Below are 15,419 nucleotides of genomic sequence, written 5' to 3' on the forward strand. Positions count from 1 at the left end.
CGATGACGCACTGGTCCGATCATCTTTCGCGCGTAACCCAAGTGCCGCGCCGCTCGTTGTGCGGGATGCAGGCTCCCTGTGGACACGCCATGTCCGCAGCCACTCACTCTTTCGTGTGGATGCGCTCAAGGTGTGCAACCTTCCGGTCACCCCGGGGAGTCGACCGTCATGACGAGAGGAGGTGCCGCCAGTGATCGCGAACGTATCGGCGCACCGGCGGGCGAACGCCTTCGCCCAGGCCCTGGAGGACCGGGAGTCCGAGGGCGCGGCGGCCGATCAGCCGGAGACTCCGGCAGAACCGGCCGAGCAGGGGCGGCTGTTGGCCTTGGCGAACGGCCTCGGCGAACTGCCGAAACCACAGCTGGACCCCGAGGTCAAGGTGGTGCAGCGAGCCCAGCTCGTCGCCGCCATGGAAGCGATGCTCATGGAGGGGAGCGCGGCCGGGGCCCCCACGGTGCCCGAGCAGCGCACCGCCGGCGGCAAGGGAGCCCACCGGGCGTCCCCGCTGCGGAAGCTACGACCCCGTTCCCGCTGGACCAAGGGGCTCGCCGCCGGCGGCCTCACGGTCGGCGTGGCGGCGGGTGCCTTCGGCGGAGTGGCGGCAGCCAGCTCCGACGCGCTTCCCGGTGACTCGCTCTACGGGCTCAAGCGAGGCATGGAGGACATCAAGCTGGGAATGGCGGACGACGACGCGGACCGCGGCGGCATCTACCTCGACCAGGCATCCACCCGACTCAGCGAGGCCCGCAGACTCATGGAGCGCGGCCGCGTCGGCGACCTCGACCACGAGTCGCTCACCGAGATCCGCCGGGTCCTGGGCGGGATGAAGCACGACGCCACCGAGGGCCACCGCCTGCTCCGCCAGGCGTACCAGCGGGACGGCGAGATCGCCCCGATGGCCCGGCTCAACTCCTTCGCCCAGGCCCACCGGGACACCTGGAACGGCCTCCGCGACCGGCTCCCCGTCCAGCTTTCGGACGTCGGCAGTGAGGTCACGCACGTCTTCGACGCCATGGACGAAGAGGTCGAGCCGCTCCAGTCGGTGCTCCCCCGCACCCCCGAGAAGGGCGCGATCGGTACGGAGAGCCCCGGCGGCAGCCCCGGTGCTCCGCGGGACCCCCAGGGCACGGACACCCAGCGTCCGCCGTCCACCCACCAGGCTCCGCCCTCGGGCAGCCACTCCGCACCGCCCCGCCCGTCCGGTCCCAGCACGGGCACCAGCCCGAGCGCGGACAACGGCACCGAATCACCGGAGGACGACGGTCTCCTCGGCGGCAGCGCCGGCGGACTGCTCAAGCCCTCCCCGACCGGCACACCGACGATCCCCTCGGACGGCCAGATGCCACCCGAAGTGCCGGACGTGACCCTTCCGCCACTCCTGCCGGGCCTGCTTCCAGGCCTCGGCATCGACAGCGAGGACGCTCGCTAGCAAGAGGAAGGGGCGCCCCCACGGACGGGGGGCGCCCCTTCTTCCTTGCCTTGAGGACCTCACGGGACCCGGATCAGAAGAAGACCGACCGCCTCTGCACGAGCAACTTGTAGAGCGTGTGCTGGATCTGCTCCCGCACCTGGTCCGTCAGGTTGAACATCAGCATCGGGTCCTCCGCCGCCTCCGGCGCGTACGAGTCCGTCGGGATCGGCTCGCCGAACTGGATCGTCCACTTCGTCGGCAGCGGCAGCGCCCCGAGCGGCCCCAGCCAGGGGAACGTCGGGGTGAGCGGGAAGTACGGGAAGCCGAGCACCCGCGCCAGCGTCCTGGCGTTCCCGATCATCGGGTATATCTCCTCGGCCCCGACGATCGAGCAGGGCACGATCGGCACCCCGGCCCGCAGCGCCGTCGACACGAAGCCACCCCGCCCGAACCGCTGGAGCTTGTACCGCTCCCCGAAGGGCTTCCCGATCCCCTTGAAGCCCTCCGGCATCACGCCGACGATCTCACCCGCACGCAGCAACCGCTCCGCATCCTCCGCGCAGGCCAGGGTGTGCCCCGCCTTGCGGGCCAGCTCGTTGACGACCGGCAGCACGAAGACCAGGTCGGCCGCGAGCAACCGCAGATGCCGCCCGGCCGGGTGGTGGTCGTGGACGGCGACCTGCATCATCAGCCCGTCCAGCGGCAGGGTCCCGGAGTGGTTGGCGACGATGAGCGCCCCGCCCTCGGCCGGGATGTTCTCGACGCCCTTCACCTCGACCCGGAAGTACTTCTCGTACATCGGGCGGAGCAGCGACATCAGGACCTGGTCGGTGAGCTCCTCGTCATAGCCGAACTCGTCGACCTCGTAGTCACCGGTGATCCGGCGCCGCAGGAACGCGAGCCCGCCCGCGAGCCGCCGCTCCCACCCACCGGCCCCGGAGTCGACCTCTGCCTCGACCCCGACGTCGGCACCAGGGGCGGCCTCCTCGGCCTTGCCGGGAGCCGGACCCTCCTGGCCCCCCTCCGGGCCCTGGGGGCCCTGCAGCGGCCCCGGCAGGGCCCGTACGGCCGCCGCCTCGCCGTCGGCGCGGCCGGGCCGTCGCCGGGCCCGCGACCGGTCGTCGTCGAACGGAATGACCTTGGCGTCCGCCATCGCTGTCCGGTCTCCTCAGGCGCCGTCGTGAACAGAGTGAACAGGTTGAACCGAGTGAACCGGGGGTACGGAGCCGTCCGGCCGCGCGGTCGACGAGCCGAGCCGCCCCGCGATCCGGTCCACCGCCCCCGCGAGCATCTCCGGCGGCAGCAGCCCGGGCCCCCGGCCGCGCCCGAAGTCGGCGAGCGCCTCCGCCGTGGTGTAGCGCGGCGAGAATCCGAGGACCTCGCGCGTCTGGACCGTCGACACGACCCGGCCGTGGGTGAGCAGCCGGATCTGCTCGGGCGCGAAGTCGGTGATCCCGACGGTACGCAGCGCCGTCCCCACCCAGGTGACGGCCGGCAGCAGCACCGGCACGGTGGGCCGCCCGAGCCGCCGCGCGCACTGGGAGAGCAGCAGCACCCCGTCGCCCGCCACGTTGAAGGTGCCGCTGTTCAGGGTGGCCCTGCGCGGCTCGTGCGCCGCCAGGCGCAGTACGTCGATGACGTCGTCCTCGTGGACGAACTGCAGACGCGGGTCGTAGCCGAGGACGGTCGGCAGCACCGGCAGCGCTAGGTACTCGGCGAGCGGGGAGTCGATCCGGGGCCCGAGGATGTTCGCGAACCGCAGCACGCACACGGCCACGTCCGGGCGACGCCGGGCGAACCCCCGTACGTACCCCTCGACCTCGACGGCGTCCTTCGCGAAGCCTCCACTGGGCAGCGACTTCGCGGGCGTCGTCTCTGTGAAGACGGCCGGGTCGCGGGGCGCGGAGCCGTAGACGCTGGTACTGGACTTGATCACGAGCCGGCTGATCCGCGGCGACTTCTGGCAGGCGCCGAGCAGCTGCATGGTGCCGATGACGTTGGTCTCCTTGACCGACGTACGACCGCCGCCACCGAGCGCCGTACCGGTGACGTCCAGATGGACCACCGTGTCGACGTCGTGCTCGGCGAGAACCTTGGCGATCTCCGGCCGGCGGATGTCCGCCCGTACGAACTCGGCGGCGCCGAGCTGGTGCGCCGGGTCGACCGCGTCCACCGCGATCACCCGGTCCACTTCGGGATCCCGCTGGATCCGCCGCACGAAGCGACCCCCGAGATACCGGGCGGCACCGGTGACGAGCACGACCTTGCCCAAGATCAGCGCCTTCCGTCCGTCTTCCGTTGGTCGCCACCGTAGCGCCTCAAGATTTCCGCGCAAATAAAACGTGGCCCTCCACCGCGAACGGTGAAGGGCCACGTCTGACGCACAGAACGCTGCGAAGCAGCTGTCGCCTTACTTCTTGTTGCGACGCTGAACGCGCGTGCGCTTGAGCAGCTTGCGGTGCTTCTTCTTGGCCATCCGCTTACGCCGCTTCTTGATAACAGAGCCCACGACTACCCTCGCTCACTTCTCGGAACATCCCCGCCTCCCGGCGGGGATCGGTGCGGGGCGTCTGGGCCCACACGACCTACGTCGGCCTAGCCTACCGTCCCGAGCACCGCGCTTGTAATCCGAGGGACATACGGAGCTTTCCCGGCGTTGTCGCCGCGCTCGCGCTACGCGGTCCCCACCCCCACGAAGGACTCCCGCAGGTACTCGTGAACCGCCTGTTCCGGCACCCGGAAGGACCTGCCCACCCGGATCGCCGGCAGATGACCACTGTGCACCAAGCGGTACACGGTCATCTTGGACACGCGCATCACCGAGGCGACTTCCGCCACGGTCAGAAACTTGACCTCGTTGAGAGGTCGTTCGCCAGCAGCCATGACCCACCTGTACCTTCCGCCGCGACGCCCACCGGCTTCCCCTCCGGTGACTCTTCGTCGCCGAGCGCTCACTCTCCAGACTAGGGGCGGGTGGTACGAGTGGGGAAGAGGTGCTGCCACCTGCCGTTTACCGTGACAGACACGCTCGATTGAGTACATAGCGCGTCAGCGGACGGTAGTAGTCGGAGCGCACGCCGTCATCAAGCGGAACGGCCACCGACACCTGCCCCTCCGCCTCACCGACGAACAGCGCCGGATCATCCGTATCAGCGAGACCGATGGCCTCGATACCCAGCTGACCTGCCCCGCAGACCCATCCGTGGTCCCCCACCACGAGCTCCGGCAGCGGCCCACCACACTCGGCCGCGCTCTCCAGAGCCGCCCTAACCGGCAGCGGCGAGTGGGAGTGCGCCCCCGGCTCGCGCCCACCCCCCGACGGCCCCGGCTCTCGCACCAGTGCGACCCCCCGTACGTAGTCGAGAAGGTACGTGCGTACGCCGAACCGGGTCGTTATGTCGACACATCGCCCCTGCGCCGGTGTGAGAACAAGACATCCCGCCGACGACAAGGCGTCTGCGAGAGCGACGTAGAAACCGAGCAGACGATGCGGATGCCCCGTCCCGAAGAGCACCGGAACCCGCCGCGCGGCCGCCGCGCCCAACCGCGCGGCGAAGGCGTCGAGCCCCCGCAGCGTCCTCTCGGGATCGATGACGTCGGGCCCCGACCGGTGCGCCGGATCCCCCGACACGCCGCATTTGTCGGCCATCAGCCGCAACAGATCGGCCTCACCCCACCCCCACGTGGGATCGAGCCCCAGCAGCACCCGCGGATCCCGCGCGGCGAAGAGCCGATAGCTCCGCAGGCTCTCCTCCCGCGACGTCGCCACCGTTCCCGCCAACCCCGCTGCCAACAGATGCGCCCGCAGCGCCCCGGTACTCAACACCCTCCCGATGCTGCCGGAACACCCCCTCCGCGGAGCCCAAACCCCCCGGACACCCCACAGTCGGCGTAACGCCCACCAGAACGTTCTGGGCGATACCCGGGCGAGCCCGCGGAGATCCCGCCGGACGGACCCCCAAGGACCCCAGGCGGCCCCCGAGCAATCCCCAACCAAGCCCCTACGCGAGCAGCCCCCGCAGCGGAAACGCCGCCTTCCGGGTAGCGAGCACCGCCTGGTCCAGCCGGTCCGCCGGGTCGTACCCCTCGGACCAGTCCCGGAAGCCCACCGGCCACCGCCCGTCCGTCATCCTCCCGGGCCCCAGCTGCCGGGTCCGCGCGTACACCTCGTCCCGCCAGGACGACGGGATCACCGACTCCGGATCCACCGGGGCATGCGCGGCGATCCCCACCAGATGCGTCCACGACCGCGGTACGACGTCGACCACCGCGTACCCGCCACCGCCCAGAGCCAGCCAACGCCCCTCGGCGTACTCGTGCGCCAGCTCGTGACAGGCCTCCTGCACCGCCCGCTGCGCGTCGAGCGACACCGCCAGATGGGCCAGCGGATCCTCGAAGTGGGTGTCCGCACCGTGCTGGGTGACGAGGACCTGCGGCCGGAAGTCCGCGAGGAGCTCCGGCACGACCGCGTGGAACGCCCGCAGCCACCCCTCGTCCCCCGTCCCGGCCGGCAGCGCCACGTTCACGGCCCCGCCCTCACCGGGCCCGGCCGCGCCGGTCTCCTCCGGCCACCCCGTCTGCGGGAACAGCGTCCGCGGATGCTCGTGGAGCGAGATCGTCAGCACCCTGGGGTCCTCCCAGAACGCCGCCTGCACCCCGTCCCCGTGATGGACGTCCACATCCACGTACGCGACCCGCTCCGCACCCAGCTCGAGCAGCCGGGCGATCGCCAAGGACGCGTCGTTGTAGATACAGAACCCCGACGCGGCCCCCGGCATCGCGTGGTGCAACCCGCCCGCGAAGTTCACCGCGTGCGTGGCCTCCCCGCGCCACAGCGCCTCCGCCGCACCCACCGACTGACCCGCGATCAGCGCCGACGCCTCGTGCATCCCGGCGAACGCCGGATCGTCGACCGTGCCGAGCCCGTACGCCTGGTCGGCGTGACGCGGATCGACCGACGCCGCCCGCACCGCCGCCACATAGTCCTCACGGTGGACGAGACGCAACGTCGAGTCCCCGGCCGGCTTCGCCGCGACCACGTCCACAGCCCGGTCGAGCCCGTACGCCCGCACCAGCGACATCGTCAGCGCGAGCCGTACCGGATCCATCGGATGCTCGGACCCGAAGTCGTACTGCGTGACAGCTTCATCCCACATCAACAGTGCGCGGCCGCTCATGCCCGCCACCGTATCGGGCCGCTCGCGAACCGAACGACGTGGCGTACACCACCGTCACCAGGACAAGCACCATCGGCACCAGCATGGCCCCCCGATAGCTCCACGCGTCCCCGAGCGCCCCCACCAGAGGGGACCCGATCAGGAACCCGACGTAGTTGAAGACATTCAGCCGCGCCACCGCAGAGTCGCTGGCCCCGGGGAACAACCGCCCCGCCGCCGCGAACGTCTGCGGCACGATCACACTCAGCCCCAACCCGAGCACCGTGAACCCCGCGATCCCCGCCCAGGCCCCCGGCGACACCGCCACCACCGCGAACCCCAGCGCCGCGAGCACCGCCCCGGCCCGCACGACCGCCACGGCCCCGAGCCGCCGCACCCCGAAGTCCCCCACGGCCCGCCCGAGCAGCGTCGTCACCATGTACGCGTTGTACGGGACGGTCGCCAGCTCCTCCGAGCTGCCCAGCACGTCCTGGAGGTACTTGGCACTCCAGTTGGAGACGGTGGAGTCCCCGATGTACGCGAAGGTCATCACCAGACAGAGCGGCAGCAGCAGCTTGAAGGCGACACCGCTCCCCTTGCTCTCCCCCGCCTCCGCCAGGGCCTCGGGCGCGTCACCGCCGGCCACGTACCACCGGCTCCCGATGAAGGCGAGGGGCAGCAGCACCGCCACGACCGGCAGGTACGACACGAAGAGCGACAGATGCCAGTGCGCCCCCACCCAGGCCAGCGAGGCCCCCGCGATCCCACCGAGGCTGTACGAGGCATGGAAGCCGAGCATGATGCTCCGGCCGTACGCCCGCTGGAGGCTGACCCCCAACATGTTCATGGAGGCGTCGAGTGCACCGACCGCGAGCCCGAAGAGCCCCAGGGCGAGGGCCGCCTGCCACAGCTCGTTCCCGATACCCACGGCAAGCAGCGCGAGCAGCACGAACGGCTGGGCCCACCGCAGCACCACCGCCGGCCCCGCCTTGGCGACGACCTTCTCGGTCATCACACTCGCCACACCGGCCAGGATCGGCACGGCGGCCAGGAAGGCCGGCAGCAGTGCGTCCGATATCCCGTACTGGTCCTGGATGGCCGGTATTCGGGTCACGAGCAGGGCGAACGTCACCCCCTGCACAAAAAAGCTGACCGCCAGGGATCCCCGCCCACGCCGCAACCGCGCATCCGTCATGGCGGCACAGCGTACGGCCGGAACCTACTCCGGGGTAGATGGATCACAGTCCCAATATCGCCGGCAGCTCATCCATGCCGCGGAAGAACCCGTTCGCCCCGGTGAGCTTCTCCTCGGGCGTCATCGCGGTGAACCCGTAGACGTCCATCCCGGCCGCCACCGCCGCCTGCACCCCGAGCCGGCTGTCCTCGACCACCACACACCGCTCGGGCGCCACCCCCATCCGCGAGGCGGCGTGGAGAAACAGATCGGGCGACGGCTTCCCGCGACCGACGTCCTCGGCACTGAAGACGATCTCGTCCCGGAACCAGGCGTCGAGGCCGGTCTTCCGGTGCCCCACCCGGATCCGCTCATGACTCCCCGAGGAGGCCACGCAGTACGGAACCTCGGCCTCGGCCAGCTGCTTGAGCACTTCCCGAGCTCCGGGCACAGCCTCCAACTCGGCCTGGAAGGCGGCGAAGACCCGCGCATGGAACGTCTCATCGAACTCCGCCGGCAACCGCTGACCACTCCGCTCCTCGACGAGCTCGTGGATCCGGTGCATGGCAGACCCCATGTAGTCGCGCACCGATTCCTCGTACGTGGTGGGATGCCCGAGCTCCGTCAGATAGGCAGCCAACAGCGTGTTGGAAATCGGCTCGCTGTCCACGAGCACACCGTCGTTGTCGAAGATCACCAGGTCGTAGCGCATGAACCCAGCTTAGAACGCAAAAATGCCTCAACCCCCGGACAGAGTCCGGGGGTTGAGGCTAAAAATTGTTCGGCGGCGTCCTACTCTCCCACAGGGTCCCCCCTGCAGTACCATCGGCGCTGAAAGGCTTAGCTTCCGGGTTCGGAATGTAACCGGGCGTTTCCCTAACGCTATGACCACCGAAACTCTATGAAGTTAACCAACCGGAAATCGGCACAGTTCGTTACTTCAGAACTAACACAGTGGACGCGAGCAACTGAGGACAAGCCCTCGGCCTATTAGTACCGGTCAGCTCCACCCATTACTGGGCTTCCACATCCGGCCTATCAACCCAGTCGTCTACTGGGAGCCTTACCCTCTCAAGGAGGTGGGAATACTCATCTCGAAGCAGGCTTCCCGCTTAGATGCTTTCAGCGGTTATCCCTCCCGAACGTAGCCAACCAGCCATGCCCTTGGCAGGACAACTGGCACACCAGAGGTTCGTCCGTCCCGGTCCTCTCGTACTAGGGACAGCCCTTCTCAATATTCCTACGCGCGCAGCGGATAGGGACCGAACTGTCTCACGACGTTCTAAACCCAGCTCGCGTACCGCTTTAATGGGCGAACAGCCCAACCCTTGGGACCGACTCCAGCCCCAGGATGCGACGAGCCGACATCGAGGTGCCAAACCATCCCGTCGATATGGACTCTTGGGGAAGATCAGCCTGTTATCCCCGGGGTACCTTTTATCCGTTGAGCGACGGCGCTTCCACAAGCCACCGCCGGATCACTAGTCCCGACTTTCGTCCCTGCTCGACCCGTCGGTCTCACAGTCAAGCTCCCTTGTGCACTTACACTCAACACCTGATTGCCAACCAGGCTGAGGGAACCTTTGGGCGCCTCCGTTACCCTTTGGGAGGCAACCGCCCCAGTTAAACTACCCATCAGACACTGTCCCTGATCCGGATCACGGACCGAGGTTAGACATCCAGCACGACCAGAGTGGTATTTCAACGGCGACTCCACCATGACTGGCGTCACGGCTTCAAAGTCTCCCACCTATCCTACACAAGCCGAACCGAACACCAATATCAAACTGTAGTAAAGGTCCCGGGGTCTTTCCGTCCTGCTGCGCGAAACGAGCATCTTTACTCGTAGTGCAATTTCACCGGGCCTATGGTTGAGACAGTCGAGAAGTCGTTACGCCATTCGTGCAGGTCGGAACTTACCCGACAAGGAATTTCGCTACCTTAGGATGGTTATAGTTACCACCGCCGTTTACTGGCGCTTAAGTTCTCAGCTTCGCCCTGTCGAAACAGAGCTAACCGGTCCCCTTAACGTTCCAGCACCGGGCAGGCGTCAGTCCGTATACATCGCCTTACGGCTTCGCACGGACCTGTGTTTTTAGTAAACAGTCGCTTCTCGCTGGTCTCTGCGGCCACCCCCAGCTCACGGAGTAAATCCGATCACCAGACGTGGCCCCCCTTCTCCCGAAGTTACGGGGGCATTTTGCCGAGTTCCTTAACCATAGTTCACCCGAACGCCTCGGTATTCTCTACCTGACCACCTGAGTCGGTTTAGGGTACGGGCCGCCATGAAACTCGCTAGAGGCTTTTCTCGACAGCATAGGATCATCCACTTCACCACAATCGGCTCGGCATCAGGTCTCAGGCTATGTGCTGTCCGGATTTACCTGGACAACGCCCTACACCCTTACCCCGGGACTACCACCGCCCGGGTTGGACTACCTTCCTGCGTCACCCCATCGCTTACCTACTACCACCTTGGATCAGCGGCTCCACCACTTTCCTTTCCCCGAAGGGTCCGGAACGGCTTCACGGCCTTAGCATTAATGGGCTCGATATTGGGCGTTTCAAAGCGGGTACCGGAATATCAACCGGTTGTCCATCGACTACGCCTGTCGGCCTCGCCTTAGGTCCCGACTTACCCTGGGCAGATCAGCTTGACCCAGGAACCCTTAGTCAATCGGCGCACACGTTTCTCACGTGTGTATCGCTACTCATGCCTGCATTCTCACTCGTGAACCGTCCACAACTCGCTTCCGCGGCTGCTTCACCCGGCACACGACGCTCCCCTACCCATCACAGCGGGCGTTGGCCCTATTGCTGCAATGACACGACTTCGGCGGTACGCTTGAGCCCCGCTACATTGTCGGCGCGGAATCACTTGACCAGTGAGCTATTACGCACTCTTTCAAGGGTGGCTGCTTCTAAGCCAACCTCCTGGTTGTCTCTGCGACTCCACATCCTTTCCCACTTAGCGTACGCTTAGGGGCCTTAGTCGATGCTCTGGGCTGTTTCCCTCTCGACCATGGAGCTTATCCCCCACAGTCTCACTGCCGTGCTCTCACTTACCGGCATTCGGAGTTTGGCTAAGGTCAGTAACCCGGTAGGGCCCATCGCCTATCCAGTGCTCTACCTCCGGCAAGAAACACACGACGCTGCACCTAAATGCATTTCGGGGAGAACCAGCTATCACGGAGTTTGATTGGCCTTTCACCCCTAACCACAGGTCATCCCCCAGGTTTTCAACCCTGGTGGGTTCGGTCCTCCACGAAGTCTTACCTCCGCTTCAACCTGCCCATGGCTAGATCACTCCGCTTCGGGTCTTGAGCGCGCTACTGAATCGCCCTATTCGGACTCGCTTTCGCTACGGCTTCCCCACACGGGTTAACCTCGCAACGCACCGCAAACTCGCAGGCTCATTCTTCAAAAGGCACGCAGTCACGACCCATTGAGTAAACTCAATGAGCGACGCTCCCACGGCTTGTAGGCACACGGTTTCAGGTACTATTTCACTCCGCTCCCGCGGTACTTTTCACCATTCCCTCACGGTACTATCCGCTATCGGTCACCAGGGAATATTTAGGCTTAGCGGGTGGTCCCGCCAGATTCACACGGGATTTCTCGGGCCCCGTGCTACTTGGGTGTCTCTCAAACGAGCCGTTAATGTTTCAGCTACGGGGGTCTTACCCTCTACGCCGGACCTTTCGCATGTCCTTCGCCTACATCAACGGTTTCTGACTCGTCTCACAGCCGGCAGACTGTGAAAGAGAGATCCCACAACCCCGCATGCGCAACCCCTGCCGGGTATCACACGCATACGGTTTGGCCTCATCCGGTTTCGCTCGCCACTACTCCCGGAATCACGGTTGTTTTCTCTTCCTGAGGGTACTGAGATGTTTCACTTCCCCTCGTTCCCTCCACATGCCCTATGTGTTCAGGCATGGGTGACAGCCCATGACGACTGCCGGGTTTCCCCATTCGGAAACCCCCGGATCAAAGCCTGGTTGACGGCTCCCCGGGGACTATCGTGGCCTCCCACGTCCTTCATCGGTTCCTGGTGCCAAGGCATCCACCGTGCGCCCTTAAAAACTTGGCCACAGATGCTCGCGTCCACTGTGTAGTTCTCAAGCAACGACCAGCCACCCATCACCCCACCCGACAAGCAGATGAGTTCACTGGGGCCGGCATCGCGAAGATACAAACCTTACGGCCGTACCCTCAGATACCCAACAACGTGCCAAGCACAGTCCGTTCCTCGATCCCGTTTTCCACGCCGAAGCAGTACTAACGATTTCTCGGAGAGAGACTGTGCCAACTAATCAACGTTCCACCCATGAGCTGACCGTGCAGAACATTTGCCTGCAATCGGTACTGTGCTCCTTAGAAAGGAGGTGATCCAGCCGCACCTTCCGGTACGGCTACCTTGTTACGACTTCGTCCCAATCGCCAGTCCCACCTTCGACAGCTCCCTCCCACAAGGGGTTGGGCCACCGGCTTCGGGTGTTACCGACTTTCGTGACGTGACGGGCGGTGTGTACAAGGCCCGGGAACGTATTCACCGCAGCAATGCTGATCTGCGATTACTAGCAACTCCGACTTCATGGGGTCGAGTTGCAGACCCCAATCCGAACTGAGACCGGCTTTTTGAGATTCGCTCCGCCTCGCGGCATCGCAGCTCTTTGTACCGGCCATTGTAGCACGTGTGCAGCCCAAGACATAAGGGGCATGATGACTTGACGTCGTCCCCACCTTCCTCCGAGTTGACCCCGGCGGTCTCCTGTGAGTCCCCATCACCCCGAAGGGCATGCTGGCAACACAGGACAAGGGTTGCGCTCGTTGCGGGACTTAACCCAACATCTCACGACACGAGCTGACGACAGCCATGCACCACCTGTATACCGACCACAAGGGGGGCACTATCTCTAATGCTTTCCGGTATATGTCAAGCCTTGGTAAGGTTCTTCGCGTTGCGTCGAATTAAGCCACATGCTCCGCTGCTTGTGCGGGCCCCCGTCAATTCCTTTGAGTTTTAGCCTTGCGGCCGTACTCCCCAGGCGGGGAACTTAATGCGTTAGCTGCGGCACCGACGACGTGGAATGTCGCCAACACCTAGTTCCCAACGTTTACGGCGTGGACTACCAGGGTATCTAATCCTGTTCGCTCCCCACGCTTTCGCTCCTCAGCGTCAGTAATGGCCCAGAGATCCGCCTTCGCCACCGGTGTTCCTCCTGATATCTGCGCATTTCACCGCTACACCAGGAATTCCGATCTCCCCTACCACACTCTAGCCTGCCCGTATCGGATGCAGACCCGGGGTTAAGCCCCGGGCTTTCACACCCGACGTGACAAGCCGCCTACGAGCTCTTTACGCCCAATAATTCCGGACAACGCTTGCGCCCTACGTATTACCGCGGCTGCTGGCACGTAGTTAGCCGGCGCTTCTTCTGCAGGTACCGTCACTTTCGCTTCTTCCCTGCTGAAAGAGGTTTACAACCCGAAGGCCGTCATCCCTCACGCGGCGTCGCTGCATCAGGCTTTCGCCCATTGTGCAATATTCCCCACTGCTGCCTCCCGTAGGAGTCTGGGCCGTGTCTCAGTCCCAGTGTGGCCGGTCGCCCTCTCAGGCCGGCTACCCGTCGTCGCCTTGGTAGGCCATTACCCCACCAACAAGCTGATAGGCCGCGGGCTCATCCTTCACCGCCGGAGCTTTCAACCAGCTTCCATGCGGAAGCCGGTGTTATCCGGTATTAGACCCCGTTTCCAGGGCTTGTCCCAGAGTGAAGGGCAGATTGCCCACGTGTTACTCACCCGTTCGCCACTAATCCACCCCGAAGGGCTTCATCGTTCGACTTGCATGTGTTAAGCACGCCGCCAGCGTTCGTCCTGAGCCAGGATCAAACTCTCCGTGAATGTTTACCCGTAATCGGGTGACACTCGCGTTGAGCGGGACAGTCAGGCCGGAATAAGGCCGACTGTCCACAGCGTCCTCGCTGTGTATGTTGCCTACCCGCCACAAGGGCCGGGCAGGACTTTCAAAGGAACCTCGCCATCCGAAGATGGACGGGGTATCAACTAATCTGGCGTTGATTTTTGGCACGCTGTTGAGTTCTCAAGGAACGGATGCTTCCTTTGTACTCACCCTCTCGGGCTTTCCTCCGGGCTTCCCTTCGTTCTTGCGTTTCCGACTCTATCAGATCTTTCCGATCCGATTTCCTCGGTGCTTTCCGGCCCCTTTTGCTTTCGCTCCGGGCCCTTCCGGCGGTTCCGACTCTATCAGATCTTTTCGGTCTGATTTCCTCGGTGCTTTCCGGTCCCTTCGCTTTCGCGTCGGTCCCTTCCTGCGTCTCCGACTCTATCAGATGTTTGGGGGTCGGATTGCCACTGCCGGCGGCACCCACCGGGGTCGCCGGCAGGCAGGAAGCCGGGGCTGCCGGCCAGGCAGTGGTCCAGAACGCAGAAAAGCCCCGCACCATGAGGTGCGGGGCTTTCCCACAATGATTGTTCGGCGGCGTCCTACTCTCCCACAGGGTCCCCCCTGCAGTACCATCGGCGCTGAAAGGCTTAGCTTCCGGGTTCGGAATGTAACCGGGCGTTTCCCTAACGCTATGACCACCGAAACTCTATGAAGTTAACCAACCGGAAATCGGCACAGTTCGTTACTTCAGAACTAACACAGTGGACGCGAGCAACTGAGGACAAGCCCTCGGCCTATTAGTACCGGTCAGCTCCACCCATTACTGGGCTTCCACATCCGGCCTATCAACCCAGTCGTCTACTGGGAGCCTTACCCTCTCAAGGAGGTGGGAATACTCATCTCGAAGCAGGCTTCCCGCTTAGATGCTTTCAGCGGTTATCCCTCCCGAACGTAGCCAACCAGCCATGCCCTTGGCAGGACAACTGGCACACCAGAGGTTCGTCCGTCCCGGTCCTCTCGTACTAGGGACAGCCCTTCTCAATATTCCTACGCGCGCAGCGGATAGGGACCGAACTGTCTCACGACGTTCTAAACCCAGCTCGCGTACCGCTTTAATGGGCGAACAGCCCAACCCTTGGGACCGACTCCAGCCCCAGGATGCGACGAGCCGACATCGAGGTGCCAAACCATCCCGTCGATATGGACTCTTGGGGAAGATCAGCCTGTTATCCCCGGGGTACCTTTTATCCGTTGAGCGACGGCGCTTCCACAAGCCACCGCCGGATCACTAGTCCCGACTTTCGTCCCTGCTCGACCCGTCGGTCTCACAGTCAAGCTCCCTTGTGCACTTACACTCAACACCTGATTGCCAACCAGGCTGAGGGAACCTTTGGGCGCCTCCGTTACCCTTTGGGAGGCAACCGCCCCAGTTAAACTACCCATCAGACACTGTCCCTGATCCGGATCACGGACCGAGGTTAGACATCCAGCACGACCAGAGTGGTATTTCAACGGCGACTCCACCATGACTGGCGTCACGGCTTCAAAGTCTCCCACCTATCCTACACAAGCCGAACCGAACACCAATATCAAACTGTAGTAAAGGTCCCGGGGTCTTTCCGTCCTGCTGCGCGAAACGAGCATCTTTACTCGTAGTGCAATTTCACCGGGCCTATGGTTGAGACAGTCGAGAAGTCGTTACGCCATTCGTGCAGGTCGGAACTTACCCGACAAGGAATTTCGCTACCTTAGGATGGTTATAGTTAC

At 64.5% G+C, this 15,419-nt stretch carries 9 protein-coding genes and 5 rRNA genes (1 of these 14 cut by a window edge); 1 reads left to right on the forward strand and 13 read right to left on the reverse strand.

What is annotated here, in order from left to right:
* Positions 1-190 precede the first annotated feature (190 nt).
* Complete coding sequence (locus OG462_RS19970) at positions 191-1,429, forward strand: DUF5667 domain-containing protein (RefSeq protein ID WP_406059375.1); 1,239 nt, start codon at positions 191-193, stop codon at positions 1,427-1,429.
* Positions 1,430-1,502: 73 nt separating this feature from the next.
* Here the strand turns inward: OG462_RS19970 and OG462_RS19975 are convergent, their stop codons facing one another.
* From OG462_RS19975 to OG462_RS20035, 13 genes are all read right to left on the reverse strand, one after another.
* Positions 1,503-2,564, reverse strand: coding sequence for a lysophospholipid acyltransferase family protein (locus OG462_RS19975; protein ID WP_406059377.1), 1,062 nt, complete (start codon positions 2,562-2,564; stop codon positions 1,503-1,505).
* 15 nt (positions 2,565-2,579) lie between these two features.
* The gene (locus OG462_RS19980; RefSeq protein ID WP_406059379.1) at positions 2,580-3,683 is read right to left on the reverse strand and encodes an NAD-dependent epimerase/dehydratase family protein; all 1,104 of its coding nucleotides are present in this window, start codon (positions 3,681-3,683) and stop codon (positions 2,580-2,582) included.
* A gap of 138 nt (positions 3,684-3,821) precedes the next feature.
* A complete protein-coding gene (locus OG462_RS19985; RefSeq protein WP_003948845.1) occupies positions 3,822-3,920 on the reverse strand; it encodes a 30S ribosomal protein bS22 in 99 nt (32 codons plus the stop codon).
* A 164-nt stretch (positions 3,921-4,084) separates the two neighbouring features.
* On the reverse strand, positions 4,085-4,294 hold the full coding sequence (locus tag OG462_RS19990; protein ID WP_015034391.1) for a helix-turn-helix domain-containing protein: 210 nt from the start codon (positions 4,292-4,294) through the stop codon (positions 4,085-4,087).
* A 127-nt stretch (positions 4,295-4,421) separates the two neighbouring features.
* A complete protein-coding gene (locus tag OG462_RS19995; RefSeq protein WP_406059382.1) occupies positions 4,422-5,237 on the reverse strand; it encodes a phosphatase in 816 nt (271 codons plus the stop codon).
* Positions 5,238-5,412: 175 nt separating this feature from the next.
* Positions 5,413-6,588: an acetoin utilization protein AcuC gene (locus OG462_RS20000; protein WP_406059384.1), complete on the reverse strand. Its 1,176-nt coding sequence runs from the start codon at positions 6,586-6,588 to the stop codon at positions 5,413-5,415.
* Entirely contained in the window at positions 6,557-7,762 is a 1,206-nt protein-coding gene (locus OG462_RS20005; protein WP_406059386.1) for an MFS transporter, read from the reverse strand. The genes OG462_RS20000 and OG462_RS20005 overlap by 32 nt, the downstream gene beginning before the upstream one ends.
* A 43-nt stretch (positions 7,763-7,805) precedes the next feature.
* Positions 7,806-8,453: an HAD family hydrolase gene (locus tag OG462_RS20010; RefSeq protein WP_406059388.1), complete on the reverse strand. Its 648-nt coding sequence runs from the start codon at positions 8,451-8,453 to the stop codon at positions 7,806-7,808.
* A gap of 67 nt (positions 8,454-8,520) precedes the next feature.
* Positions 8,521-8,637, reverse strand: a 5S ribosomal RNA gene (gene rrf, locus OG462_RS20015).
* 74 nt (positions 8,638-8,711) lie between these two features.
* Positions 8,712-11,834 (reverse strand): 23S ribosomal RNA (locus OG462_RS20020).
* A gap of 288 nt (positions 11,835-12,122) precedes the next feature.
* Positions 12,123-13,648: ribosomal RNA gene (locus tag OG462_RS20025) — 16S ribosomal RNA — on the reverse strand.
* Positions 13,649-14,238: 590 nt separating this feature from the next.
* Positions 14,239-14,355, reverse strand: a 5S ribosomal RNA gene (rrf, locus tag OG462_RS20030).
* A gap of 74 nt (positions 14,356-14,429) precedes the next feature.
* A 23S ribosomal RNA gene (locus OG462_RS20035) occupies positions 14,430-15,419 on the reverse strand; it runs 2,129 nt beyond the window's last position.
* Together the 16S, 23S and 5S rRNA genes form the textbook arrangement of a ribosomal RNA operon.

The sequence above is a fragment of the Streptomyces sp. NBC_01077 genome (genome assembly GCF_045162855.1).
In the GTDB taxonomy this organism is placed as follows: Bacteria; Actinomycetota; Actinomycetes; order Streptomycetales; family Streptomycetaceae; genus Streptomyces.

Coding starts and splice junctions, on each gene's coding strand:
- OG462_RS19975 (WP_406059377.1), bottom strand. CDS start 2,564: ATGGCGGACGCCAAGGTCATTCCGTTCGACGACGACCGGTCGCGGGCC.
- OG462_RS19990 (WP_015034391.1), bottom strand. CDS start 4,294: ATGGCTGCTGGCGAACGACCTCTCAACGAGGTCAAGTTTCTGACCGTG.
- OG462_RS20000 (WP_406059384.1), bottom strand. CDS start 6,588: ATGAGCGGCCGCGCACTGTTGATGTGGGATGAAGCTGTCACGCAGTAC.
- OG462_RS20005 (WP_406059386.1), bottom strand. CDS start 7,762: ATGACGGATGCGCGGTTGCGGCGTGGGCGGGGATCCCTGGCGGTCAGC.
- OG462_RS20010 (WP_406059388.1), bottom strand. CDS start 8,453: ATGCGCTACGACCTGGTGATCTTCGACAACGACGGTGTGCTCGTGGAC.